This window comes from Massilia sp. Root351 (assembly GCF_001425045.1).
Taxonomy (GTDB): domain Bacteria; phylum Pseudomonadota; class Gammaproteobacteria; order Burkholderiales; family Burkholderiaceae_D; genus Rugamonas.
Map to the genome: position 1 here is coordinate 278,661 of NZ_LMDJ01000033.1, position 22,786 is coordinate 301,446.

Consider the following 22,786-nt stretch of genomic DNA (forward strand, 5'->3'; position numbering starts at 1 on the left):
CCATGAATACGCCGAGTGACGGCTTGCAGGGCCTGGTCAGCGACTTCTCGGCCGACCAGGTCGCCTACCAGGTGCCGTGGGGCAAGCTGATGATGTGGATCTTCCTGCTCAGCGACACCTTCATCTTCGGCAGCTTTCTTACCGGATACATGACGGTGCGCCTGTCGGCCACTGCCGCCTGGCCCAATCCCAGCGAGGTGTTCGCGCTGACCATAGCCGGTACCAATCTGCCGCTGATACTGATCGCCATCATGACTTTCGTGCTGATCACCAGCAGCGGCACCATGGCCATGGCGGTCAACTACGCCTACCGGGGCGAGCGCGCCGTGGCTGCGCGGCTGATGCTTATCACCGCCGTGTTCGGCGCAATGTTTGTCTGCATGCAAGCGTTCGAGTGGACCAAGCTGATCCATGAAGGCGTGCGGCCCTGGTCCAATCCCATGGGCGCGGCGCAGTTCGGCGCCTGCTTCTTCATGATCACGGGCTTTCACGGCCTGCACGTGTCGGCTGGCGTGATCTACCTGCTCATCGTGGCGCGCCGCGTGCAGCGCGGGCACTACGAGCGCAGCCGCGGCGAAGCGCACGGCGGCAAATACGACATTGTAGAAATCGCCGGCTTGTACTGGCACTTCGTGGACCTGGTGTGGGTCTTCATCTTTGCGCTGTTCTACCTGTGGTAGGGAGGAGGGGCCATGGCCACCGTGACCGAGCACACGCAGCATCCGATCGGCATCTACTTCAAGATATGGGGCTTGCTGTTCGTGCTCAGCGCCTTCTCCTACGCGGTCGACTTTTTCCACCTGCAAGGCTATCTGCGCTGGACCCTGATCCTGCTGCTGATGGCGGCCAAGGCCGGCTTGATCGTGGCCTATTTCATGCACCTGAAGTGGGAGCGGCTGGCGCTGATCTACACCATCCTGATACCGCCGTCCGCGCTCATCGTTCTGGTGTGGCTGATGATGGTGGAGGGCGACTATACTTTCCTCACGCGCATGACGCATTTTGGATGAGTCCTCGCATGGCGTTGCCTTGATTTTCAAGCTTTTACCATGCTACAATTCGCGCACGCTTTTACGACGTCCCCATCGTCTAGAGGCCTAGGACATCACCCTTTCACGGTGAGTACCGGGGTTCGAATCCCCGTGGGGACGCCAAGTCAACATATTCAAAGTGTACCGATCATGTCCCCATCGTCTAGAGGCCTAGGACATCACCCTTTCACGGTGAGTACCGGGGTTCGAATCCCCGTGGGGACGCCAGACAATGAAAGCCGCCTTGTGCGGCTTTTTTGTTACTTGCATGGCTACCGACATGGCTACCGAAATAACTCCCTCCCTCACGCTGGCGCTGTTCTGCAAGGTCGTCGATAACTACGGCGATATCGGCATATGCTGGCGCCTCGCGCGCCAGCTGCGGCACGAGCATGGCGTGGCCGTCACGCTGTGGGTGGACGATCTGCAGACCTTCCAGCGCATCTGCCCCGAGGTGGATACCGGCGCGCCGCTGCAGCAGGTGGCGGGCGTGGCGGTACAGCACTGGGCCGGCCAGGACGGCGGGTTTACGCCGGCCGATGTGGCCGATATCGTCATCGAATTTTTCGGCTGCGACATTCCGCCCGGCTACATCGCCGCGATGGCGCAATGTGAACCTCGCCCGGTATGGCTGAACCTGGAAGGCTTGACGGCGGAAGAGTGGGTGGAGGGCTGCCACACCTTGCCATCCTCGCATCCGCGCTTGCCGCTGACGAAACATTTCTTCTTCCCGGGCTTCACCGCCAAGACCGGCGGCTTGCTGCGTGAATCGGCGCTCGAAGGGCAACGCCAGGCTTTCCTGTCCGATGCCGCTGCCATGGCGGAGTTCCTGGCGCGCTTCGGCGTCACGCCGGCGGAGCTGGCCTCGCTCAAGGTGTCGCTGTTCTGCTACCCGCACGCGCCGGTGGCGGAGCTGTTCAGCGCCTGGGCGCAGGGCGGCGAGCCGGTGCTGTGCCTGGTGCCGGAAGGCGTGGCCGCCGACGCGGTGCAAGCCTTCCTTGGCGCAACTCCGGCGGCCGGCGCGGTCCGCAGCAGCGGCGCGCTGACCGTGCGCGTGCTGCCATTCGTGCCGCAGCAGGATTACGACAAGCTGCTGTGGGCGTGCGACCTGAACTTTGTGCGCGGCGAAGATTCCGTGGTGCGCGCGCAATGGGCCGGCAAGCCTTTCGTGTGGCACATCTACCCGCAGGACGAAAACCTGCACCACAAGAAACTGGGCGCCTTCCTGCAGCGTTATGCGGATCCGGCCGGGCAGGCCGCGGGCGCGCTGGACGCGTTCTCGCTGCGCTGGAACGGCGCGCTGCCGCCAGGCGCGGACAACGGGCCGGACGCGGCAGCCGAGTGGCGCGCGCTGTGGCCGGCGCTGCAGGCGGTGATGCCGGCCGCCGCCAGCCGCGCCGCCGAGTGGCAGCAGCAGATCACCGCTCATGGCGACTTGGCAACAAACCTGCTGCGTTTCGCTGCGTCGCTCAAGTAGGCGGCGCAACAAAAATCAGGTATACTGCCCGGTTACTCTATCAAGTATTTTTACTCGGTATTTTTACTCGATCAAACTAGAGCTTACGGCGTTAGAAGCCAGCAGGCGACAGATGATTTTCACGCAACCCACTTTATACGTACACTCGCTATGAAACCCGCAAAAGAAATTCGTGTTGGCAACATCATCATGGTTGACGCCAAGCCTTTCATCGTTCTGCGTTCTGATGTCAACGGTTCGAGCCGCACGGGCTTCACCTACAAATGGAAGATGAAGAATCTTCTGACGAACGCACCCCTGGAAAACGTGTTCCGCGGTGACGACAAGTTCGACGTCGTCGTTCTGGACAAGAAGCCAGTGACCTACTCGTACTTCGCCGACCCGCTGTACGTCTTCATGGATGAAGAGTACAACCAGTACGAAATCGAAGAAGAAAACCTGGGTGATGCACTGAACTACCTGAAAGACGGTATGGAATGCGAAGCCGTGTTCTACGATGGCAAGGCCATCTCGGTAGAACTGCCGACCACCATCGCGCGCCTGGTTGCTTACTCGGAGCCTGCAGTCAAGGGCAACACTTCGGGCAACGTCCTGAAAGAAGCCAAGATCGAAAACGCGATCGAATCCAAGCGCCACATCGTGATGGTGCCGCTGTTCGTGTCCCAGGACGACGTGATCGAGATCGACACCCGTACCAACGAATACAAGCGCGTCGTTCGCAACTAAGCTGCAAGCTAGCCTTATGGCGCAGCCAAGGCCGCGCCACTACAAAAAAGCCAGGTTCTCCGGAACCTGGCTTTTTTTTAGCCGTACGGCGTGTAGTTGATGCCGTTCTGGATTGCGCCTATCACCTGTGCCTGGTTCTCCGGGCTGTCCGAGAACTGGGCCAGCACGCTGGTCTGCGAGACGATATTGTTGTTTAGCGCGTCCAGCCAGAAGGCGTAGCCGGCGGCGTCCGGCGCGCGGTGCAGGGTGTTGGCGTAGAAGCGGGTCAGCACTTCGGCGTTGCTTGGATTGACGCCATACAGCGACTTGCCCTCGTCCGACACCAGGAAGTCGTGCGCGATGGATTCCATCGACACGCCGGCATCGCGGGCATTGATCCAGAAGCCCAGGCCGGGCAGGTCGGGGGCGCGGTCGAACGCGGCCTGGTACAGGCGGTAGGCCTGGCCGGCGTGGCCGTTGATGTCCAGCGCCACGTCGGCGTTGGCGAAATGCAGGCGCTCCACGTTGGCCAGCGCATCCTTGCCGTCGCCGGCGGCCACGCTGGTCACCAGGGTGCCGCTGGTGGTGATGGCCACCGTGTAGGCGTCGCGGTTGCCGGCGTAGACGGCGGTGTCGACACCGCCGCCGCCGTCGATGATGTCATCGCCGCCCAGCCCGGTAATCCGGTCGCGGCCCTGGTTGGCGTTGATCACGTCCACGCCGGCGCCGCCGGTGATGGTCTCGCCGGCCAGGCTGCCAAAGCCCGCGCCGACCTTGGTGTGGGTGACGGTGCGCTGGTCGGCGGTGGTGTTGGCCACCATCTGGTAGTGGACGAACACGGCGTCCAGGCTGGCGCTGGCCAGCGCCGCGTTGCTGGCGTAGTTGTAGTGGTTGGCGTCGCCGCCGCTGGACAGGCGCGTCAGGGCGCCGGTCTCCAGGTCCTTGATGAAGACGTCGGTGCGGCCATCGCCGTCGCCGGCCGTGAAGTCGGCCTTGCTCTCGAACAGCACGTAGCGGCCATTGTCCGAGATCGAGGCGTTGCTCGATTCGCCCAGCCCTTGCTGGCCTTCGGTGCTCACCGAGACGCGGATGGTCTCGCCGGTCAGCAGATCCTTGCGGAACACGTCGCGTACGCCATTGGTGTCGCGCCACACCAGGTTGTCGGCCTGGCTGGAGAACACCACGTAGCGGCCGTCGGCCGATACCGCGGCGTTGTCGCTGCTGCCGTTGGCGCCCACGCCGTTGGAATCGGTGGACACGCGGGTGAGGGCGCCCGTGTTCAGGTTCTTGGCGTAGATGTCGGCATAGCTGTCGTCGCCTGCCGCCAGGTTGGTGGCAAAGGTGGTGAAGACCACGGTGCGGCCATCGGACGACATCGCGGTGTCGCCGCTGGGCGCATCGGCCTGCACGCCGGCGGCGGTGGTGGAGGCGTTCACCACGGCGCCGGTCAGCAAGTCCTTGACGAAGACGTCGTCCCTGCCGTTGGTGTCGCCAGCGACCAGGTTGGTCGCCTTGCTGATAAAGGCTACGTAGTGCGCGTCGCCCGACAGTACCGCGTTGTAACTCTGGCCGTTCGCGGCCGCGCCGGTGCTGGTGGTGGATGCCGTGCTCAGCGCGCCGGTGCTCATGTTTTTGACCATGATGCTGGCGTTGCCGTTGACGGTGTTCTGGAAGCTCAGCGTGCCGCCATCTGCCGACAGCGACGCGCTGAGTTTCACACCGGCCAGCGTGCTGCCGTCTGAATTGGTCGACGCCAGCTTCAGCTGCTTGAGCTGTAGATCATACAAATAGATGTCGCCGTCGTTCAGGCTGGTGTCGGCCGGCACCAGGGACTGGTTGGACGAGAATGCCGCATAGCGGCCATTGGCGGAAATACGGGCGCCGATGTCGGTGGCGCTGACGCCGTTCTGCACGGCGCTAGAGATGTTTGGCAGCATGATTGTCGGAGGTTGCGATAGATGGTTGTAGGGATATGGCCGACAAATTGTGCATCAGATAACGAATCGACCTCCGCACGGTTCCACCCGGATATTTTGGTGTTTCCGATAATATTTTTATTCATTTCAGAAAGATAATTAAATTAGTAGCTCGGAAACATTTCGGCTGGTATGCTAGCCGATTGCGCGCTTGTTACTATTGGTATAACCACTCACGGAGTTGGGCATGGATCGCAGGGGATTTGTTCGGATGGGCCTGGCCGCCGGTGCGGCCGGTACGGTCGGTACTGCCAACGCCACGGCGCAGGCGCAGTTGTCCGAGGCGGGCAAACCCGGCCCCGGCGGCATCCTCGACAGCGGCGTCCAGCTGCAGCAGGAACTGATGGCCGCCAACAAGCTCACCTCGCACTCCCTCACCTCGCAATACCTGGCCCGCATCCGCAACATCGACAAAGCCGGCCCCCGCATCAACGCCATCATCGAAATCAATCCGGAAGCGCTGAAGATTGCCCGCGAGATGGACCGCGAACGCTTGCTGCGGCGCGTGCGCGGCCCGCTGCACGGCATCCCGGTACTACTGAAGGACAATATCGCCACGGCCGACCGCATGAGCACCACCGCCGGCTCGCTGGCCCTGGCCGGGGTGCGGGCGGCGCGCGACGCCCACGTGGCGGCCCAGCTGCGCGCGGCCGGCGCGGTCATCATCGGCAAGACCAATCTGAGCGAGTGGGCCAATATGCGCTCCACCCATTCCGTCAGCGGCTGGAGCGCGCGCGGCGGCCTGACGCGCAACCCGTATTCGCTCGACCGCAACTGCAGCGGCTCCAGTTCCGGCTCCGGCGCTGCCATCGCTGCCGGCCTGGCCACGCTGGCGGTGGGCACCGAGACCGACGGCTCCATCGTCTCGCCGGCCTCGATCTGCGGCTTGGTCGGCATCAAGCCCACGCTGGGCCTGGTCAGCCGCAGCGGCATCATCCCCATCGCCCACTCGCAGGACACGGCCGGTCCCATGGCGCGTTCGGTGGCCGACGCCGCGCTGATGCTGGCCGCCATGGCCGGCGTGGACCCGGCCGATGCGGCCACCGCCGGCAGCGCCGGCAAGGCCGCCGGCTACGCCGCCGCGCTGGACCGCGACAGCCTGCACGGCAAGCGCCTCGGCGTGGCGCGCAATTTCTTCGGCAAGAATCCGGACGTGGATGCCGAAATCGCCAAGGCGCTGCAGGTGCTGCAGGCGCAGGGCGCGCAACTGGTGGACGTGGAAATACCCAACGTGAACAAGTACGACAGCACCGAAACCGAAGTGCTGCTGCATGAATTCAAGGCCGACCTGGCGGCGTACCTGAAGGACTACGCGCCCCACGCGCCAGTGCGCAATATGGCCGACCTGGTGGAATTCAACCGCCAGCACGCTGACAAGGAAATGCCCTACTTCGGCCAGGAATACCTGGAGCGTGCCGCCGCCAAGGGCGGCCTGGACGAGCAGGTCTACCTGGACGCGCTGGCCAACAACCACCGCTATTCGCGCGCCGAAGGCATCGACCAGGTGATGCGCGAACACCGCCTGGACGCGCTGGTGGCGCCCACCGACGGCCCGGCCTGGCTGACGGACTTCATCAACGGCGACCATTACAACGCCAGCTTCTCCTCGCCCGCCGCGGTGGCCGGTTACCCGCACGTGACCGTGCCGGCCGGCTATGTGCACGGCCTGCCGGTGGGCCTGTCCTTCGTGGGCGGCAGCTACACGGAAGCGAAGCTGATCGGCATGGCCTACGCCTACGAGCAGGCCACGCGGCACCGCCGCGCGCCGCAATTCCCGGCCAGCGTGTCACCCGTGTTCCGCTAGGATTTGACAGAATATCCAATTCTGGATATTCTGTCCAAATGCGAAAACAGAAGATCACCCGCACGGCAGAGCAACAGCTGCTGCTGGACCAGCTCAAGAACGTGGCCGAAGGGCTCGGCCAGACCCTGGCGCCGTTCTGCGAAGTGGTGGTGCACGACTTGCTGGACCCGGCGCACGCCATTGCCGCCATCTACAACAACCTGTCCAGCCGCCACATCGGCGGCCCGGCCACCGAGCTTGGCCTGGCCCGCATCGCGGACGCCGCCTATCCTGCCATCGTGGCAAACTACGCCAACAGTTTCGCCGACGGGCGTCAGGCCAAGAGCACCTCCATCGGCATCAAGGACTCCGGCGGCCAGTACATCGCCGCGCTGTGCATCAACGTGGACCTGACCATGTTCCACGGCCTGCAGTCCGTGTTCGCGCAGTTCAGCCGCATCGACGCCAGCCATGGCGCCAACGGCGGCGGTCCGCAGGAGTCGCTGGACCCGGTGGGCGCCGACGGCATCCGGCGCCGCATCGACGAATACGCGGCACGCCTTTCCAGCACGCCGCGCGCGCTCAAGGCCGGCGAGCGGCGCGCACTGATCGTTGAATTACGGGAGGCGGGCTGCCTGGACGTGCGGCGCGCCATGGAAATCATCGCCCAGCACCTGGGCATTTCAAGAGCGACTGTGTACAGCTATGCCAAATAACGCAAGACTGCTGCTGATCGATAGCGTCCAGGGCGAGACCCTGATGAACTTCCGCGACGTGCTGGACGCCACCCGCGAAGCGTTCGTATTGCATCAGCAGGAGGAGGGGCGCGTGTTCCCGCTGGTGCGCGAGCGCCTGCCGGAAGGCATATGGGGCATCAAGTCCGGCCAGGTGGTGGCGCAGAACCTGCTCGGCTTCAAGTCGGCCGGCTTCTGGCCCGGCAACCGCGAGAAGGGCGGCGAGCCGCACCAGGCCACCATAGTGCTGGTGGACCCGGCCACGGGCCGGCCGCAGTGCATCATCGACGGCAACGGCGTGACCACCATGCGCACCGGCGCGGCCGGCGGCCTCGGGCTGCTGCAGCTGGCGCGCGCCGACAGCAACCGCGTGTGCGTGTTCGGCACCGGCGTGCAGGCCCGCGTCCAGCTGCGCTACGCGCTGGAACTGATCCCGTCGCTGCACCAGGTGGACTACGTGAGCTCCAGCGGCGAGGCGGACCTGGCCTTCGAGCGCCAGTTCTCCGAGCGCTGCACGGTCACGCCGGCGGCCGACCGCAACGCCTCCGTGGCGCTGGCCGACATCGTCATTACCGCCACCACCGGGCGCGGTCCGCTGTTCAATCTGGACGCCGTGCGGCCCGGCACCCACTTCAACTGCGTCGGCGCCGACACGCTGGGCAAGCGCGAACTGCCCGAAGGCCTGCTGCGGCAGGCGCGCCTGTTCGTGGACGACCATATCCAGGCGCGCCAGATCGGCGAAATGCAGTGGGCGCCCGAGCTGCCCTGCCACCAGCTGGGCGAACTGCTGTCGGGCCAGCTGCAGGCGCACCGCAAGCCGGAAGACATCACCATCTTCGACATGACCGGCATCGCGCTGCAGGACCTCACCGTGGCGCGCCTGATCTACGAGCGCGCGCTGGCCCGCGGCGTGGGCACCAGCGTGGCCTGGCCGTGGTAATTATTCAGTCATCAGAAAGGACATCCATGCAAGTCTTGCCGACCTACGACGACGTTGCCGCCGCCGCGCAGCGCATTGAAGGCCACGCCCACCGCACCCCCGTGCTGCGCTCGCGCACGGCGGACCAGGAACTGGGCGCACAACTATTTTTCAAAGCCGAGAACCTGCAGCGCATGGGCGCCTTCAAGTTCCGCGGCGCCTTCAACGCGCTGTCGCGCTTCGACGCGGCGCAGCGCGAGGCTGGCGTGGTCGCTTTCTCGTCCGGCAACCACGCCCAGGCCATCGCGCTGTCGGCGCGCCTGCTGGACATTCCCGCCACCATCGTCATGCCGCAGGACGCGCCGGCCGCCAAGGTGGCCGCCACCAGGGGCTACGGCGGCAAGGTGGTGCTGTACGACCGCTATACCGAAGACCGCGAGGCCATCGGCCGCAGGCTGGCCGAAGAGGGCGGCCTGACCCTGATCCCGCCGTACGACCATCCGGACGTGATCGCCGGCCAGGGCACGGCGGCCAAGGAGCTGTTCGACGAAGTGGGCCCGCTGGACGCGCTGTTCGTCTGCCTGGGCGGCGGCGGCCTGCTGTCCGGCTGCGCGCTGGCCGCGCGCGCCTTGTCGCCGGACTGCAAAATCTACGGCGTGGAGCCGGAGGCGGGCAACGACGGCCAGCAATCGTTCCGCAGCGGCGCCATCGTCCACATCGACACGCCCAAGACCATCGCCGACGGCGCTCAGACCCAGCACCTGGGTAACTACACCTTTGATATCATCCGGCGCAACGTGGACGATGTGCTGACTGTCTCCGATGCGCAACTGGTGGACGAAATGCGCTTCTTCGCGTCGCGCATGAAAATCGTCGTCGAACCTACCGGCTGCCTGGGTTTTGCCGCCGCGCGCGCCATGCGTGCGCAGCTGCAGGGCAAGCGCATCGGCGTTATCATCAGCGGCGGCAACGTGGACATGGCGCGCTTCTGCTCCCTATTGGCCTAAAGGACAGGTTACAGGCCGGGGCAGGCACGGTTAGAGTCGTACCATCAACGATGAGGCGAGGGCACCCACATGCATTCCGTACAACAGGAAGTCGACGAACGCAGCAACCTGACCGGCACCAACAAGTTCGAACTGCTGCTGTTCCGGCTGGGCGGCGACGCCACCGGCGAGCGCAACGAGCTGTTCGGCATCAACGTGTTCAAGATCCGCGAGATCGTCGCCATGCCGCCCATCACGGCGGTGGCGGGATCGCAGCCCCATATGCTGGGCGTGGTCAACCTGCGCGGCCAGATCATCCAGGTGCTGGATCTGCCCGCCATCTGCGGCTGCAAGCCCAAGACCGGCCTGAACATCATGCTGGTCACCGAGTTCGCCCGCACCACGCAAGCGTTCGCGGTGGAATCGGTGGAGGACATCGTGCGGCTCGACTGGGGCCAGGTGCTGTCGGCCGAATCGACCGCCGTGGGCGGCATGGTCACCAGCATCGCGCGCCTGGACGGCGCCAGCGGTTCGCGCCTGGCGCAGGTGCTGGACGTGGAAACCATCCTGCGCAGCATGAACCCGAGCGACCGGCCCGACGTCGACCCCGAAACCATCGGCCCCAGCCTGAACCTGCGGCCCGGCACCATGATCCTGGCCGCCGACGACTCGGTGGTGGCCCGCTCGCTGATCGAGAAGGGCCTGGAAGCGATGGGCGCGCCCTTTATCATGACCAAGTCCGGCAAGGAAGCGTGGGACAAGCTGGGCCAGATCGCCGCCGCCGCCGAGGCCGAAGGCAAGACCGTGTACGACAAGATCGCGCTGGTGCTGACCGACCTGGAAATGCCGGAAATGGACGGTTTCACGCTCACGCGCAACATCAAGCAGACCGGCCGCTACTCCGCGCTGCCGGTGGTGATTCATTCGTCCTTGTCGGGCACAACCAACGAAGAGCACGTCAAGACCGTGGGCGCGGACGCCTATGTGGCCAAGTTCATGGCCGAAGAGCTGGCCGCCACCATCCGCAAGGTGCTGGCGAAATAGGGCGGGTAGCAAGGAAAAATCGCGGTAGAATTTAAGCGGGCGCCACCCGGCGCGCCCGCCCGGCCGCGATGGAACTTATGCTGCAAATCGATTTTCCGATCCGCAAAGAATGCCCGCCCGGCGCCTGCGACTGCAAGCGCGAGCTGCTGCTGGACGGCCCGGCGGTGGACATGGCCGGGCTGGCCATCCTGCGGCTGACCAGGGAAGAAGAGAAGCGCCTGATCCAGCGTATCGAGGCTGCAGAGAGCTATGAAGAACTGCAGCGCATCGGCGTGCGGCTGCAGCAAAACCTCGGCGTGGCCTTGAAGATCGCGCCCGGCGACAATGAGGTGCGCACCGTGATGGGCTTGCAGATCGAGCTGAGCATGCGTCCCGGGCTGTGCCGCAAGACGCGCGAAGCCGTTCCGGCCGCCGTGCGCCGCTGCCTCAAGAAAAACCCCGCCATCATCTACGCCATCCTCGACGCCCATGACCTGTTCGGCGCGTCGTAACACGGTTTCAGGAGGAACCTTGATCACCCGGCTTGCTTCATGCAGTTGCGGCCAACTGACGGCCCAAACCGTCGGCGACCCGGTCCGCGTCTCGATCTGCCATTGCCTTGCATGCCAGCGCCGCACCGGAAGTCCATTCGGCCAGCAAGCACGCTTCCTGCGCGAGCACGTTACCATCCGCGGCGCATCGACCGAGTATGTCCGCATTGGCGATGAGGGCCCGGGAGCAAGATTCCACTTCTGTCCGCAATGCGGCGCCACGGTGTACTATGAGCTTTTGGCGATGCCGGAATACTTCGGCATGCCCATCGGCGCGTTCGCCGAGCCGGATTTCCCCGCCCCGACCATTTCAGTCTACGAAGAGCGCATGCACAGCTGGGTAGTGCCGCCAGCCGGCGCAGAGCATATCCGGTAACCGCGGCATCCGATTGAACTGACAACGGATGACGAAATCACTTTGAACGATCAGGCAAGCAATGAAGATATATGTTTGGACCAGTTACTCCATGACTAACCCCGGTGGCAATGACGCTGCCGGGGTGACTGGAGAAACTTATGAAAGATTTGGCACGTGCGCTTCGGCGCCATCATGCTGCCCGCATCAAGCGGGCACGCCGTTTTTATTTTGGAATTGACAACTCGACCGATTTGCGCCGGCTCGGCAAACTATTAAATACGCCAACGCCTTGTAGTTGCTGGATGTGCGGCAATCCAAGACGCCAAGGCGAGCTTAGCGTGTCGGAATTGCTGCATGCACTAACGTGGCATGAAGACGCGTGAGGAAAGCCAGCTGCCGGGGAGTGTGGGCGTGGATGCACCGTGTCGCGCGTATCGCGTGCTCAGGTTTCCGGCAGCACAAACCGCGCGATGGCCAGATAGTGCAGGGCGCTGCCGAGCAGGACGAAGAGGTGCCAGATGCCGTGCGCGTGGCGCATGCGGGTGTCGACCACGTAGAAGATGATGCCGACCGTGTAGAACAGCCCGCCCGCCAGCACAAAGGCGAAGCCGTCGCTGCCGAGCGACTCGCGCAGCGGCAGCACCATCAGCACGGCGGACCAGCCCATGGTCAGGTAGATCACCACCGACAGCCAGCGCTGCTCGACTTTTCTCAGTTCCTGCATGATGCCGATGCCCGCCAGCAGCCACACGGCAGCCAGCAAGGCCCAGCCGAGCTGGCTGTCCAGCGCCAGGCTGCAGAACGGGGTGTAGGTGCCGGCGATCAGCACGTAGATCGCGCAGTGGTCGAACTTCTGCCACACGGCTTTCGCGCGGCCGATGCTGGCGTGGTAGAAGGTCGAGCAGGCATACAGCAGCACCAGGCTGAAGCAATACACGCCGATGCTGACCACGCTCTGCCACGGTCCGCTGTGCACTTGCCCCAGCAGATACACCGACCCGCCAGCCGCCAGCAGCGCGCCAGCCAGATGTGTTACCGCATTAAATCTTTCGCCTGCCTGCGCAAACCGGACCATGGCGCACCTCTCAAGGAGTCGTTAGCCCATTGTAGCGGCGAATTAAGATAAGACTGTGACGGAACGCACGTTATATGGGTGGCCATGCAGACCAGGCCCATCCTTTTTACGCCGGCTGCACCAGGTTGATGAGGTTGCCGCAGGTGTCTTCGAACAGCACGCCGGTGATCGGGCCCATGTTGGTGGGTTCGCCCCGGAACACCACGCCCAGTTCCTTCAGGCGGATGTATTCGGCCTGGATATTGTCGGTGAGGAAGGCGGTGGCGGGGATGCCGGCTGCGTAGAGTGCGCTCTGGTAAGCGTGCGCGGGCGGGAAGCCGATCGGTTCCAGTACCAGCTCCACGCCCTCGGCGCCCTCGGGCGAGGTCACTGTCAGCCAGCGGAAACTGCCCATGGCGATGTCGTTCTTGACCGTGAAGCCGAGAATCTCCGTATAGAAAGCCAGCGCCTTGGCCTGGTCCTCCACCATGATGCCGGCTAGTCCGATTCTCATGCTGCTCTCCCGATAGCGTTGTTTGAAGCAACTCTATCAGAAGACGCCGGCGGATAGTTGGACTTCGCCGCTTTACACTTCGATAAAGCGCATCTTGAAGTTGCGGCCCTTGAAGCTGCCGAAGTCGGCGCCTTCGCGGCTGCCCTTGGCCAGGCGGTCGAACGCCTCGTAGGCCACGCGGCGGTCGATCGCCACATAGGTCTGGAATTCGAACACGTTGATCTTGCCCACCTGTTCCTTGGCCAGGCCGGCGTCGCCGGTGAGCGCGCCCAGCACGTCGCCCGGGCGCAGCTTGTCCTTCTTGCCGGCAAGGATGCACAGGGTCATGAACGGCGCCGGGTCGCCTTGCGCGTATTCGTCGTCCGGCAATTCCTTGATCGAGTGCCATTCCACGGCCGCGCCCTGGTATTCCTCGATCAGCTTGACCCACTTCTTCTCGTTCGGCGCGCACAGCGACAAGGCCAGGCCGCGCTCGTCGCCGCGGCCGGTGCGGCCGATGCGGTGGATGTGCACTTCGGTGTCTTTCGACACGTCGACGTTGATCACCGCTTCCAGGTTGGCAATGTCCAGGCCGCGCGCGGCCACGTCGGTGGCCACCAGCACGGTGGCGCTGCGGTTCGAGAACAGCACCAGGATCTCGTCGCGCTCACGCTGCTCCAGCTCGCCGTACAGCGCCAGCGCCGTGAAGCCTTCGGCGCGCAGCGATTCCACCAGCTCGCGGCAGTGCACCTTGGTGTTGCAGAAGGCGATGGCCGAGGCCGGCTGGTAATGCTTGAGCAGCTTGCCGACTGCCTTGTCGCGGTCATCGAAGCCCACTTCATAGAAGCGCTGCTCGATCTTGCTGTTGTCGTGCTGCGCCTGCACCGTCACTTCCACCGGGTCGGCCAGGAAGGCTTCGGTGGCCACGCGGATGTCGTCCGGGTAGGTGGCCGAGAACAGCAGGGTCTGGCGGCGCTTGGGGCAGGCCGACACGATGCCGGCGATCTCGTCGTAGAAGCCCATGTCGGTCATGCGGTCCGCTTCGTCCAGCACCAGGGTGTTGACGGTGGACAGGTCCAGCGTCTGGCGGCCCAGGTGGTCGCGCACGCGGCCCGGGGTGCCGACCACGATGTGGGCGCCGTGTTCCAGCGAGGCGATCTGCGGGCGCATCGGCGAGCCGCCGGTCAGCACCAGGATCTTCACGTTGCCCACGCCGCGCGCCAGGCGGCGCAGCTCGTTGGCCACCTGGTCGGCCAGTTCGCGCGTCGGGCACAGCACCAGTCCCTGGGTGGCGAACCAGGCCGGGTTCAGCTTGCTCAGCATGCCGATGCCGAAGGCGGCGGTCTTGCCGCTGCCGGTCTTGGCCTGGGCGATCAGGTCGCGTCCTTCCAGCACCGACGGCAGGCTCTGGGCCTGGATGGCGGTCATGGTGGTGTAGCCGAGGATGTCGAGGTTGGCCAGGAAGGCAGGCGTCAGCGGCAGGCTGTGGAAGGAATCAGAACTCATGGTGGCGGACCCGGTAAGAAAGTGGGGAAGTGCGCACAGTCTAGCAGGCTCCTGGGAGCCGTTGCCGGCCATGCGCAAGCGGTGTCCGCTCACAGCGGACGTGCAGAGACTCAGTTCGGACGCCAGACCGGCAGGCCCATCACGTCCAGGCCTTCGTCGCGCTGCCAGACCGGCAGGCCGCTGTTGTCGGTCGCCTCCAGCAGTTCGAGCTGTTCCTGTTTCAAGGCGGCACGACGCACGCGCGGCGGAGGCGGGCGCTTGGGCTCCGGCTCCAGCGGCGCGGCCGGCGCGAAGCCAGGCAGGTCGAAGGTCGCGTTGTCTTTTTTGTCTCTCATCTCAAAAACAAAAGCCCGGCTGCAGCAGTCGGGCTCAAATATTTAAAGCGGCACGCAGTGTATCACAAAGCCATGCCGCCGTGGTGGGTATAGTAGCTTAGCGGAAACTCAGGGCGCCCGTCAGGTCGCCCGGCGGCGTCGCGCCGCGCGCGGCGAAGGCCTCGTTGCGCGTTCTCAGGCCGTCCAGCAGCGGCAGGCCGTGCAGGCGCGTGAGGAAGCGCATGATGGAGGTGGTGTCGTAGAAGGTGTGGTCGACCGCGCCTTTCTTGGCGTACGGCGACACCACCATGGCCGGAATGCGCGAACCCGGGCCCCAGCGGTCGCCCTTGGGCGGCGCCACGTGGTCCCACCAGCCGCCGTTCTCGTCGAAGGTGATGATCACCACCATGTCCTTCCATTGCGGCGACTTCTGCAGGTGGGCGATGATGTTGGTGATGTGCTGGTCGCCCGATTCGATATCGGAGTAGCCCGCGTGCAGGTTCAGGTTGCCCTGCGGCTTGTAGAAGGCCACCGCCGGCAGCTTGCCGGCCACCGCGTCGGCCAGGAACCTGTTCGACATCGGGCTGTCGCCCAGGCCGCCATCGCGCAGGTGCTCGGCGCGTGCGGCGGTGCCGGGCGCGAACTGCGTGAAGTAGTTGAATGGCTGGTGGTGGTACTGGAAGTTTGGCTTCGGTCCGCCGCCGTTGCTGTCCAGCGCCGCCTGCCAGGCGCCGCCGTACCAGGCCCAGCTCACGCCTTTGCGCGACAGCAGGTCGCCGATGGTGTCGTAGCTTTGCGGCGGCTGGTAATAGGCCTCGTCCGGATTGGCCAGGTTCTGGTCGCCGCCGGGCACCGGCTTGATCCAGCTCGGCTGGTACGGCGGCGCCATGGTGTTGACGATGTAGCCGTCCGGCGTGATGGCGCCGTCGTTCACGTACTTCGGCTTGCCGTCCAGCGCGGACGCGGGGCTGTCCTGCGCCACGGCCAGGCGCGAACCGGTGGGGCCGTCGGCCAGCACCACGATTTTCTTCTTGGCGGCGCTGTTGGCCGCGTTGGGGAACTCGGCAGGGCGGCCGCTGATCAGGAACTGGTGGTTCATATAGGAACCGCCGAAGGCCGCCATGAAGAAGTTGTCGCACAGCGTGTACTGGCGCGCCAGCTGGTACAGACCCAGGTTCTTTGCAGTTTCGCCGTAGTAGCCCATCACCATGCCGCCGGTGTTGCCCCAAGCCACGAAGCCGTCGTTCTTGCCGCCGTTGATCTGCATCTGGTTCTGGTAGAACAAGTGCCACAGGTCGCGCGTGATGACGGACTCGGGCAGCGGCTTGCCGTCCGAGCCGGTCAGCTTGAAGGGCGCGTTCGGCAAGTCCTTGATCTGCTCTTCCTTGATCTCGTAGGTCTTGCCGCCGATGGTTTGCGACTGCGGCACCATGCCGCCCCAGATCTTCGGCAGCGTGGGCAGCACCGAGCCGTTGTAGTCTTTCTGCGCCTGCTCGGCCGACAGCGTGGTGGGCATGGGCGAGGCCAGGCCGGGGAAGTCGGCAAACAGGTTGTTGAAGCTGCGGTTTTCCAGGTAGATGACCACCACGTTTTTCACGTGCGCCTTGAGCTTGGCGTCCAGCGATCCGGCGGCAGGCTTCCTGGCGGGAGCGGCGCCGGCGATGCCGGGCACGGCGCTGGCAAGGCCGGTGGCGGCCGCGGCCTGGAAAATGCGGCGGCGCGAGAGGTTGGCGGGTTGGTTATCGTTGTCGCTCACGCGCGGCTCCTGAGAAAGATTTTCAAGCGGCAAAGTTTATCACTGCCGCCTGAAAAAGCCGCTATTTCTTTGACAAGGCATGGCCGCCAGCGCTTGCTGGCCGTGAATTATTTGCCGGCCGCGTCGGCCACCGTGCTGTCCAGCGGCACGTCGATCAGGAAAGTCGTGCCGGTGGCGGCGGAACTGTCCACCGCTGCGCTGCCGCCGTGGCTTTCGGCCACCGCGCGCACGAAGGGCAGGCCGATGCCCCAGCCGGCCTTGTCGGCCCCGCTTTCGCGCCGCAGGTAGCCAAAAATGCGGTTGTGTTGCTCGGCTGGAATGGGCGTGCCGGTGTTGCGGACCGACAGGATGAGCCGGCCGCGCGTCTCGTCGACGTTGATGCGGATCGGCTTGCCGTCCCCGTACTTGAAGGCGTTCATCACCAGGTTCTCCAGCGCGCGGCGCATGGAATTGAGGCACCAGTAGCCCGTCACTGCCGCGCCGTTCAGTTCCACCGCGCCGGAGCGCAGGCTGTTGAACTCCTGCTGCACCGACAGCGCCAGCGCATACATGTCGAAGTGCGACGGCGACAAAGGCAGCTTTTCGGTGCGCTCGAAGGTCAGCGCATCCAGCAGTTCCTCCATCATGGCCTCCAGCCGCTTGGCGTTGGCGGTGATCTTGGTGGCCAGCATTTGTGCCTTGTCCAGGTCGGTGGACATGCCGATCAGCTGGGCGCCGTTGGCGATCACCGCCAGCGGCGACCGCATGTCGTGCGACAGGCCGGCAGCCAGGCGCTGGCGCATGCCTTCGTGCATGGCGGTGAACTCGCGGATGGACTCGCGCGCCGCGCAGTCGATGGAATGCTCGATCGAGGCATATTCGGCGGCGTTGAACTGCAGCCCATGCTGCTGGGCCACGGCCAGCACGGCCCGCTTGAACAGCTGGTATTCGTGCACGATCTGGTCCGGCTTGAACGACGTCATGCGGGCCCGTTCGCCGCCGTGCACCGCCGCCGCGTTGTTGTGGCTGGTGGCGTTGGCCCGGGGGTGGCTGGGCGAAATGGCCTCGGCCAGGTTATCGAAGAAGGCCGGCAGGGTGTTGATCAGCACCGGCCCGGCCACGTCGCGCGCCTCCGGCACGTGCTCGCGCACGTCGCGTTCCCAGTGGTCCAGGACGGCGTCGCGTATGGCGAGCAAGGTCTTGGCCGTCGCCGACAAGCCATGCGTGTCGAGCTTTTGATCTGTCGCCAGCGTCATCGCCTTCTCCTTTGCAAGTGGGCGTTTTATTTCCAACTTGCATGTTAGCGCCTCGTTTAGCTCAGCGGCGCAAGATAGGATTTCAGGGCTTGCGGGCTACCAGCCCCAGCAGCGCGGAGCGGCCGACGTGGCGGCTGCCTTCGTGCAATTCGTCTTCGTAGTCGCGCAGCTCGAGGATGTCCAGCGCGGCGAACGCCTGGCGCATCAGTTCCGGCGTGTACAGGTGATCGGCCACGCCGGGGCCGCCGGTCTTGTAGTCCAGCTGCTTGAGCGTGTAGCCCTGCAGGATCAGCAGTCCGCCCGGCTTGAGCGTGGCGACGATGCGCGCGAACAGGCGCGCACGCTGCGCCGGATCGGCGAACTGGACAAAGATGGCCGCGACGCAGTCATAGGCTGCCGGCTGCCAGTCCCAGGCGTCGCAGTCGCATACGCGCACATTCAGCGACACGCCGCGCTGCTGCGCCAGCCCGGCCGCCTTGGCCATGCCGGCCGCCGACAGGTCGAAGGCGTCCACCAGCAAGCCTTGCTGCGCCAGCCAGACGCCGTTGCGGCCTTCGCCGTCCGCAATTGCCAGCGCCTTCATGCCGGGCGCGAGCAGGGCGGCCTGGCGCGCCAGCCAGGCATTGGGACCGGTGCCGAACAGAAAGTCCGGCCCGCTGTAGCGCTGGTCCCAGATATCGGCCGATTCGGGAAAGCGGCTCATCTCAGGCTCCGGGGCGGCCGGCGGTGGGCTGGCTGCCGGCGGCGGTGTTGCGGCGACGCTCCAGCAGCTCGAATAGCGCCATGCCGGCCAGCATGGCCGCCGTGAAGATCAGCGGCTTGCTGCCGCCGCTGGCCAGCGAGGCCAGCGCGGGGCCGGGGCAGTAGCCGGCCAGGCCCCAGCCTGTGCCGAAGGCCAGGCTGCCGAGCACCAGCCGGCGGTCGATGTCGCTGGCGGTGGGCAGGCGCATCGGCGCGCCCAGCAGCGAGGTGCTGCGCTTGCCGGCCAGCCGGAACGCCACCAGTCCAACGCCGATGGCGCCAACCATGACGAACGCCAGCGAGGGATCCCAGCGGCCGGCCAGGTCGAGGAAACCGGTCACCTTGGCCGGGTTGGTCATGCCGGAAACGATCAGGCCCAGGCCGAACAGCAGGCCGGTGATCCATGCCATCAATATTTGCATGTTGTGCTCCCTATGCGGCCAGGTGGCGGACGATGAACACGGTGGCGAAGCCGGCCGCCATGAAAGTGGCCGTGGCCGCCAGCGAGCGCACCGACAGGCGCGACAGTCCGCACACGCCATGCCCGCTGGTGCAGCCGGCGCCGTAGCGGGTGCCCACGCCGACCAGCAAGCCTGCCATGGTCAGCATGGCGGTGCCCGCGTCGCTCTGCACCTCGGGCAATGGCAGCGCCAGCGCGTAGGCCAGCGGCGCGGCCACCAGGCCGGCCAGGAAAGCCAGGCGCCAGGCCGTGTCGCCCTTGGGCCAGGGCAGCAGTCCGCCCAGGATGCCGCTGATGCCGGCGATGCGGCCATTGAATAGCACCAGCAGCGCGGCCGCCAGGCCGATCAGCGCGCCGCCGGCCAGGCTGGTCCACGGCGTGAAATGCGTCCAGTCGATTTCCATGATGCTTCTCCCGTAGTCGGCCTGCAATGGAAAAAGCCGCTGATTCCTTTCGAAATCAACGGCTTTCTGAATCTGGTTGCGGGGACAGGATTTGAACCTGTGACCTTCGGGTTATGAGCCCGACGAGCTGCCAGACTGCTCCACCCCGCGTCTGAGGCCCGAATTATATACAAGCCTGTTTCATTCCGCAAGGGCAGATTTTAAAGCCGGATTTTCCAACTGCAATTTTACGCTGCGGCCAGGCGCCACAGGGACGTGACTTCGGCGGCGCGGGCCGCGTGCAGTGGGTCGGTGGCGTCGGCGGCGCGCGGATGCGTCGGGCGCACGTCGATGCGGTCCACCACTTTCAGGCCGGCGGCGGTAATCCACGCCATCAGCTGCTCGCGCGGACGCAGGCCCAGGTGCTCGGCCAGGTCGGACAGGATCAGCCAGCCTTCGCCGCCGGGTGTCAGGTGCTCTTTCAGGCCGCCGAGGAAACCGCGCAGCATGCCGCTGTCCGGGTCATAGACCGCGTGCTCGATCGGCGAGCTGGGGCGGGCCGGCACCCAAGGCGGGTTGCACACCACCAGCGGCGCGCGGCCTTCGGGGAACAGGTTGGCTTTCACCAGTTCCACTTGCTGGTTCAGGTCCAGGCGCTGCAGGTTTTCGCGCGCGCAGCTCAGCGCGCGCTGGTCCTGGTCGGTCGCCACGATGCGTTCGATGCCGCGCCGCGCCAGTACCGCCGACAGGACGCCGGTACCGACGCCGATGTCGAATGCCAGCTTGGCGTGCTTCGGCAGCGGCGCTTCGTTCACCAAGGCCACGTATTCGCCGCGCACGGGCGAGAACACGCCGTAGTGCGGATGGATGCGCTCATCCAGCGCAGGGATTTCCACGCCGTTGCGGCGCCATTCGTGTGCGCCGATCACGCCCAGCAGTTCGCGCAGCGACATGGCGAACGCTTCCTCGCCACGGCCGTATGCCTCGTTGCAGGCCAGCTTCACATCCGGCGCGCGGCGCAGCGGGATGCTGTAGTCGGCTTCGAACGGGATCAGCAGCATGGCCAGCGTGCGGCCGCGCTGGGACTGCGCCTGTCGATGCAGGTGGAACGCTTCGGTGGGCGTGGCCGGAACCTTGGGCGCCCTGGCCTTCTTGCCTTTGCCGCCTTTATGGTCGGCACGCCGGGCCAGCGCCTGCAGCAACTGGCGCGCGTTCTGGAAGTCGCCCTTCCACAGCAGGGCCGTGCCTTCGCACGCCAGGCGGTAGGCGGTGTCGGCGTTGGTGGTGTCGTCGGCGATGATGACGCGCTTGGGCGGCGCCATGCCGCTCTCCGAGCGCCAGCGGGCCGAGCGGTCCTCGCCGTTTTCGGTCCAGTGGATGAATTGTGCTTCGGGAGTGGCTGCGGTCATAAAATCTTCAATCTGTAAGTAAACGGCAGAACCGCCGCGTGAGGGCGGCGGTTCTGTATAGAGGGTCTATTATACGCGGCCCGCGCTGGGCGGCCCGCGCAGGGGGCATGGCAGCTCGGGTGGCAGGTCAGGTGGCGGCTTGGCTGGCGGCTGGCTGCGGATCGGCCTGCGCCGGCTCGGCGGGCGCCGGCGCAGGGGCTTGTGCCGGCGGCTGTGCTGCCGCCAGCGCGGCTGCCGCTTGCGGCACGCTGCCCGGCATTTTGGCCAGGGTCGGTACCGGCGTTTCCTGCGTGCCGTAAGCGTGGGCGACAGCCTTGGACTTGCCGTTTTGCTGGCCGTAAGTATCCAGCAGCTCGCTGCTGTTGACCAGGTTGAGCAGGCGCAGCGACAGGGTGCCCAGCTTTTGCTGTTGGCCCGGCTGGTCTTGGTTGTCTTGCACCACGTCGGTCTTGAGCGGCTTGTCGAACAGGCGGAACAAGTCTTGCAGGCTGCCTGGGAATTTGATGTCCGGGAATTCCACTGCCGGCAGCGGATCGGCTGCCGAGCGCGGTTTTCCGGACTCGCCATTGCCGGCGCCGGTGGTGGTCTGGCTGGCGGCCGCTTCCAGGGAGTACTCGTACTGCACTTCCACTTCGAAATCGAAGCTGCGGCCGTCGGCGGTGGTGATGGTGCCCTTGCCGATGAAGTGCGAGCTTTCGTTCAGGCTGAACGCGGCCGCGCTGGTGCTACCGTTCGGACCCTGGCTCTGTTGCACGCCGGCGGCGAAGCTGGCCGACGAGTCCAGGCTGACCGAGTCGAACGACACGGTCGCGCCTTTGCCGGCGTCGCCGAACAACTGCTGGGCGAAGCTGCCGAGCAGGTCTTGCGCCAGGTCCACGGTGGAATTTCCCAGCGATTCGACGCGCTGCTGCAGGTCGATCCCGTTCTTGGACAGCGACACCATATCGTTCTGGGCTTTCTCCAGCAGCGAGGAATTGCCGGTGCGCAAGTTTTTGTCTGTTTGCTGGTTAGCAACAGGCAGGCTGGCAGGCTGGAACTGGCGTGAGCTGAGAGGAGAAAGAGTGGACATTGCGGCACCTATTGACGGGTTTCCTATGCTATCGGCAGGAATGCCGATTTCTTTAGCGTCCGCCTAGAATCATCCGCGTCAATGGTGGTGCGACCAGCTGCCGTCCGGCGAAGCCAGATAGGATTGCACGGCGTCTTTCTGGCCGGTGGCATGGCGTTTCACTTCGCCGCACTTGCAAATGCCCTGGTAAGGCTGGATGTGGGAGCAGGCCGAGACTTTCTGCAGGAAAACTTGGACCGATTTGTTGCATTTTACGCATTTGAACGTCAGGGTGCGTGGGGCTTTCAGCATGTAAGGCTCGCGGTAGGGGAATGTGAAAGGACGAGATTTTAGCGCATCCCGGCAGATTCAAGCGTAGACATCAACCGTTGGCTTGGCGGCTGCGCCGGGCGCATAGGCCAGCTCCAGTTCGGTCCGGGCCTGCTGCTCCAGCTGTTGGGCGCGGGCGGCCACGGCGCGGTCCTGGCCGGACGGCTCGGCCGGCGCCAGCGCGGCGGCCTGGATGGTGCGGGCGCGGGCGATGGTCTCTTCCGGCGTGGCGCCGGGCGAGGTGTCGATGTTGACTTCGCCGCCGACCGCGTAGTTCACGCCGTTCGGGCCGCGCTGGTAAGTGTAGCTGGGGCCGGAGGTGGCCAGCCCGCCAGCGGCGGACAGGTGGGCCAGTTCGTGCTGGCGCACTTCGGTGTCGCGCTGCTTGAGCTGTTCAATCTGCGCCAGCTGTTCCGGCGTGAGCTGCACCCGCGGCTGCGCAGCGCTGCGCACAGCGGCTGGCGCCGCCGCACTCGATCCCGGAGAGATGGCGCTGATGCTCATGGTTATCCCA

General features: G+C 65.2%; 26 protein-coding genes and 3 tRNA genes. 14 read left to right on the plus strand and 15 right to left on the minus strand.

The genetic code is table 11. The annotated features are described in order from the left end of the window. Window positions 1-2: 2 nt before the first annotated feature. From ASD15_RS26275 to ASD15_RS26300, 6 genes are all read left to right on the plus strand, one after another. Window positions 3-680 (plus strand): heme-copper oxidase subunit III family protein, encoded by a 678-nt coding sequence (locus tag ASD15_RS26275; protein ID WP_057157974.1) that lies wholly within the window; start codon window positions 3-5, stop codon window positions 678-680. A 12-nt stretch (window positions 681-692) separates the two neighbouring features. After that, window positions 693-1,010 carry a cytochrome C oxidase subunit IV family protein gene (locus tag ASD15_RS26280; RefSeq protein WP_057157975.1) on the plus strand — a complete coding sequence of 106 codons (318 nt, stop codon included), beginning with the start codon at window positions 693-695 and terminating at the stop codon, window positions 1,008-1,010. A 68-nt stretch (window positions 1,011-1,078) separates the two neighbouring features. Then, window positions 1,079-1,154, plus strand: a tRNA-Glu gene (locus ASD15_RS26285). Between the two features lie 29 nt (window positions 1,155-1,183). Beyond that, window positions 1,184-1,259, plus strand: a tRNA-Glu gene (locus tag ASD15_RS26290). Between the two features lie 52 nt (window positions 1,260-1,311). Further along, the gene (gene earP, locus ASD15_RS26295) at window positions 1,312-2,508 is read left to right on the plus strand and encodes an elongation factor P maturation arginine rhamnosyltransferase EarP (RefSeq protein ID WP_057158085.1); all 1,197 of its coding nucleotides are present in this window, start codon (window positions 1,312-1,314) and stop codon (window positions 2,506-2,508) included. Window positions 2,509-2,658: 150 nt separating this feature from the next. Further along, window positions 2,659-3,234, plus strand: coding sequence for an elongation factor P (locus ASD15_RS26300; protein ID WP_057157976.1), 576 nt, complete (start codon window positions 2,659-2,661; stop codon window positions 3,232-3,234). Between the two features lie 77 nt (window positions 3,235-3,311). On the opposite strand, the gene ASD15_RS26305 is transcribed toward ASD15_RS26300, so the two are convergent. Continuing rightward, complete coding sequence (locus tag ASD15_RS26305) at window positions 3,312-5,150, minus strand: DUF4214 domain-containing protein (protein WP_057157977.1); 1,839 nt, start codon at window positions 5,148-5,150, stop codon at window positions 3,312-3,314. Window positions 5,151-5,376: 226 nt separating this feature from the next. Between ASD15_RS26305 and ASD15_RS26310 the strand changes: the two genes are divergently transcribed. The 8 genes from ASD15_RS26310 (at window position 5,377) to ASD15_RS32675 (ending at window position 11,926) form a co-directional block, all read left to right on the plus strand. After that, window positions 5,377-6,993, plus strand: a complete 1,617-nt coding sequence (locus tag ASD15_RS26310) for an amidase (RefSeq protein WP_057157978.1) — start codon at window positions 5,377-5,379, stop codon at window positions 6,991-6,993. 38 nt (window positions 6,994-7,031) lie between these two features. Beyond that, window positions 7,032-7,688 carry a transcriptional regulator gene (locus tag ASD15_RS26315; protein ID WP_057157979.1) on the plus strand — a complete coding sequence of 219 codons (657 nt, stop codon included), beginning with the start codon at window positions 7,032-7,034 and terminating at the stop codon, window positions 7,686-7,688. Then, entirely contained in the window at window positions 7,678-8,646 is a 969-nt protein-coding gene (locus ASD15_RS26320; RefSeq protein ID WP_057157980.1) for an ornithine cyclodeaminase family protein, read from the plus strand. Before ASD15_RS26315 ends, ASD15_RS26320 begins: the two co-directional genes overlap by 11 nt. A 26-nt stretch (window positions 8,647-8,672) precedes the next feature. Beyond that, window positions 8,673-9,632: a threo-3-hydroxy-L-aspartate ammonia-lyase gene (locus tag ASD15_RS26325; protein WP_057157981.1), complete on the plus strand. Its 960-nt coding sequence runs from the start codon at window positions 8,673-8,675 to the stop codon at window positions 9,630-9,632. Window positions 9,633-9,701: 69 nt separating this feature from the next. Further along, window positions 9,702-10,655 (plus strand): chemotaxis protein, encoded by a 954-nt coding sequence (locus ASD15_RS26330; protein WP_057157982.1) that lies wholly within the window; start codon window positions 9,702-9,704, stop codon window positions 10,653-10,655. 77 nt (window positions 10,656-10,732) lie between these two features. Next, window positions 10,733-11,146, plus strand: a complete 414-nt coding sequence (locus ASD15_RS26335; protein ID WP_057157983.1) for a hypothetical protein — start codon at window positions 10,733-10,735, stop codon at window positions 11,144-11,146. Between the two features lie 19 nt (window positions 11,147-11,165). After that, a complete protein-coding gene (locus ASD15_RS26340) occupies window positions 11,166-11,561 on the plus strand; it encodes a GFA family protein (RefSeq protein ID WP_057157984.1) in 396 nt (131 codons plus the stop codon). 140 nt (window positions 11,562-11,701) lie between these two features. Next, entirely contained in the window at window positions 11,702-11,926 is a 225-nt protein-coding gene (locus ASD15_RS32675) for a hypothetical protein (RefSeq protein WP_157201156.1), read from the plus strand. Between the two features lie 59 nt (window positions 11,927-11,985). On the opposite strand, the gene ASD15_RS26345 is transcribed toward ASD15_RS32675, so the two are convergent. The 14 genes from ASD15_RS26345 to ASD15_RS26410 all read right to left on the minus strand — a co-directional run bounded on the left by ASD15_RS26345 (window position 11,986) and on the right by ASD15_RS26410 (window position 22,776). Beyond that, the gene (locus ASD15_RS26345; protein ID WP_057157985.1) at window positions 11,986-12,618 is read right to left on the minus strand and encodes a hemolysin III family protein; all 633 of its coding nucleotides are present in this window, start codon (window positions 12,616-12,618) and stop codon (window positions 11,986-11,988) included. A 106-nt stretch (window positions 12,619-12,724) separates the two neighbouring features. Then, the gene (locus ASD15_RS26350) at window positions 12,725-13,111 is read right to left on the minus strand and encodes a VOC family protein (RefSeq protein WP_057157986.1); all 387 of its coding nucleotides are present in this window, start codon (window positions 13,109-13,111) and stop codon (window positions 12,725-12,727) included. A gap of 72 nt (window positions 13,112-13,183) precedes the next feature. Then, window positions 13,184-14,596 (minus strand): ATP-dependent RNA helicase DbpA, encoded by a 1,413-nt coding sequence (gene dbpA / locus ASD15_RS26355; RefSeq protein ID WP_057157987.1) that lies wholly within the window; start codon window positions 14,594-14,596, stop codon window positions 13,184-13,186. 110 nt (window positions 14,597-14,706) lie between these two features. After that, window positions 14,707-14,931, minus strand: a complete 225-nt coding sequence (locus tag ASD15_RS26360; protein ID WP_057157988.1) for a hypothetical protein — start codon at window positions 14,929-14,931, stop codon at window positions 14,707-14,709. A 97-nt stretch (window positions 14,932-15,028) separates the two neighbouring features. Further along, window positions 15,029-16,666, minus strand: a complete 1,638-nt coding sequence (locus ASD15_RS26365; protein WP_157201157.1) for an acid phosphatase — start codon at window positions 16,664-16,666, stop codon at window positions 15,029-15,031. A gap of 107 nt (window positions 16,667-16,773) precedes the next feature. Further along, window positions 16,774-17,901 (minus strand): sensor histidine kinase KdpD, encoded by a 1,128-nt coding sequence (locus ASD15_RS26370; protein ID WP_057157990.1) that lies wholly within the window; start codon window positions 17,899-17,901, stop codon window positions 16,774-16,776. 82 nt (window positions 17,902-17,983) lie between these two features. Next, window positions 17,984-18,604, minus strand: coding sequence for a cyclopropane-fatty-acyl-phospholipid synthase family protein (locus ASD15_RS26375; RefSeq protein WP_057157991.1), 621 nt, complete (start codon window positions 18,602-18,604; stop codon window positions 17,984-17,986). A 1-nt stretch (window position 18,605) separates the two neighbouring features. Then, window positions 18,606-19,064: a YeeE/YedE family protein gene (locus ASD15_RS26380; RefSeq protein WP_057157992.1), complete on the minus strand. Its 459-nt coding sequence runs from the start codon at window positions 19,062-19,064 to the stop codon at window positions 18,606-18,608. A gap of 10 nt (window positions 19,065-19,074) precedes the next feature. Further along, complete coding sequence (locus tag ASD15_RS26385; RefSeq protein ID WP_057157993.1) at window positions 19,075-19,506, minus strand: YeeE/YedE family protein; 432 nt, start codon at window positions 19,504-19,506, stop codon at window positions 19,075-19,077. Window positions 19,507-19,579: 73 nt separating this feature from the next. Beyond that, a tRNA-Met gene (locus ASD15_RS26390) sits at window positions 19,580-19,656 on the minus strand. Window positions 19,657-19,733: 77 nt separating this feature from the next. Then, entirely contained in the window at window positions 19,734-20,894 is a 1,161-nt protein-coding gene (locus tag ASD15_RS26395; protein ID WP_057157994.1) for a class I SAM-dependent methyltransferase, read from the minus strand. Between the two features lie 127 nt (window positions 20,895-21,021). Next, window positions 21,022-21,963: a hypothetical protein gene (locus tag ASD15_RS26400; RefSeq protein ID WP_157201158.1), complete on the minus strand. Its 942-nt coding sequence runs from the start codon at window positions 21,961-21,963 to the stop codon at window positions 21,022-21,024. 78 nt (window positions 21,964-22,041) lie between these two features. Next, window positions 22,042-22,254, minus strand: a complete 213-nt coding sequence (locus tag ASD15_RS26405) for a hypothetical protein (RefSeq protein ID WP_057157996.1) — start codon at window positions 22,252-22,254, stop codon at window positions 22,042-22,044. A 57-nt stretch (window positions 22,255-22,311) separates the two neighbouring features. Further along, complete coding sequence (locus ASD15_RS26410) at window positions 22,312-22,776, minus strand: putative metalloprotease CJM1_0395 family protein (protein ID WP_082552159.1); 465 nt, start codon at window positions 22,774-22,776, stop codon at window positions 22,312-22,314. Window positions 22,777-22,786 lie beyond the last annotated feature (10 nt).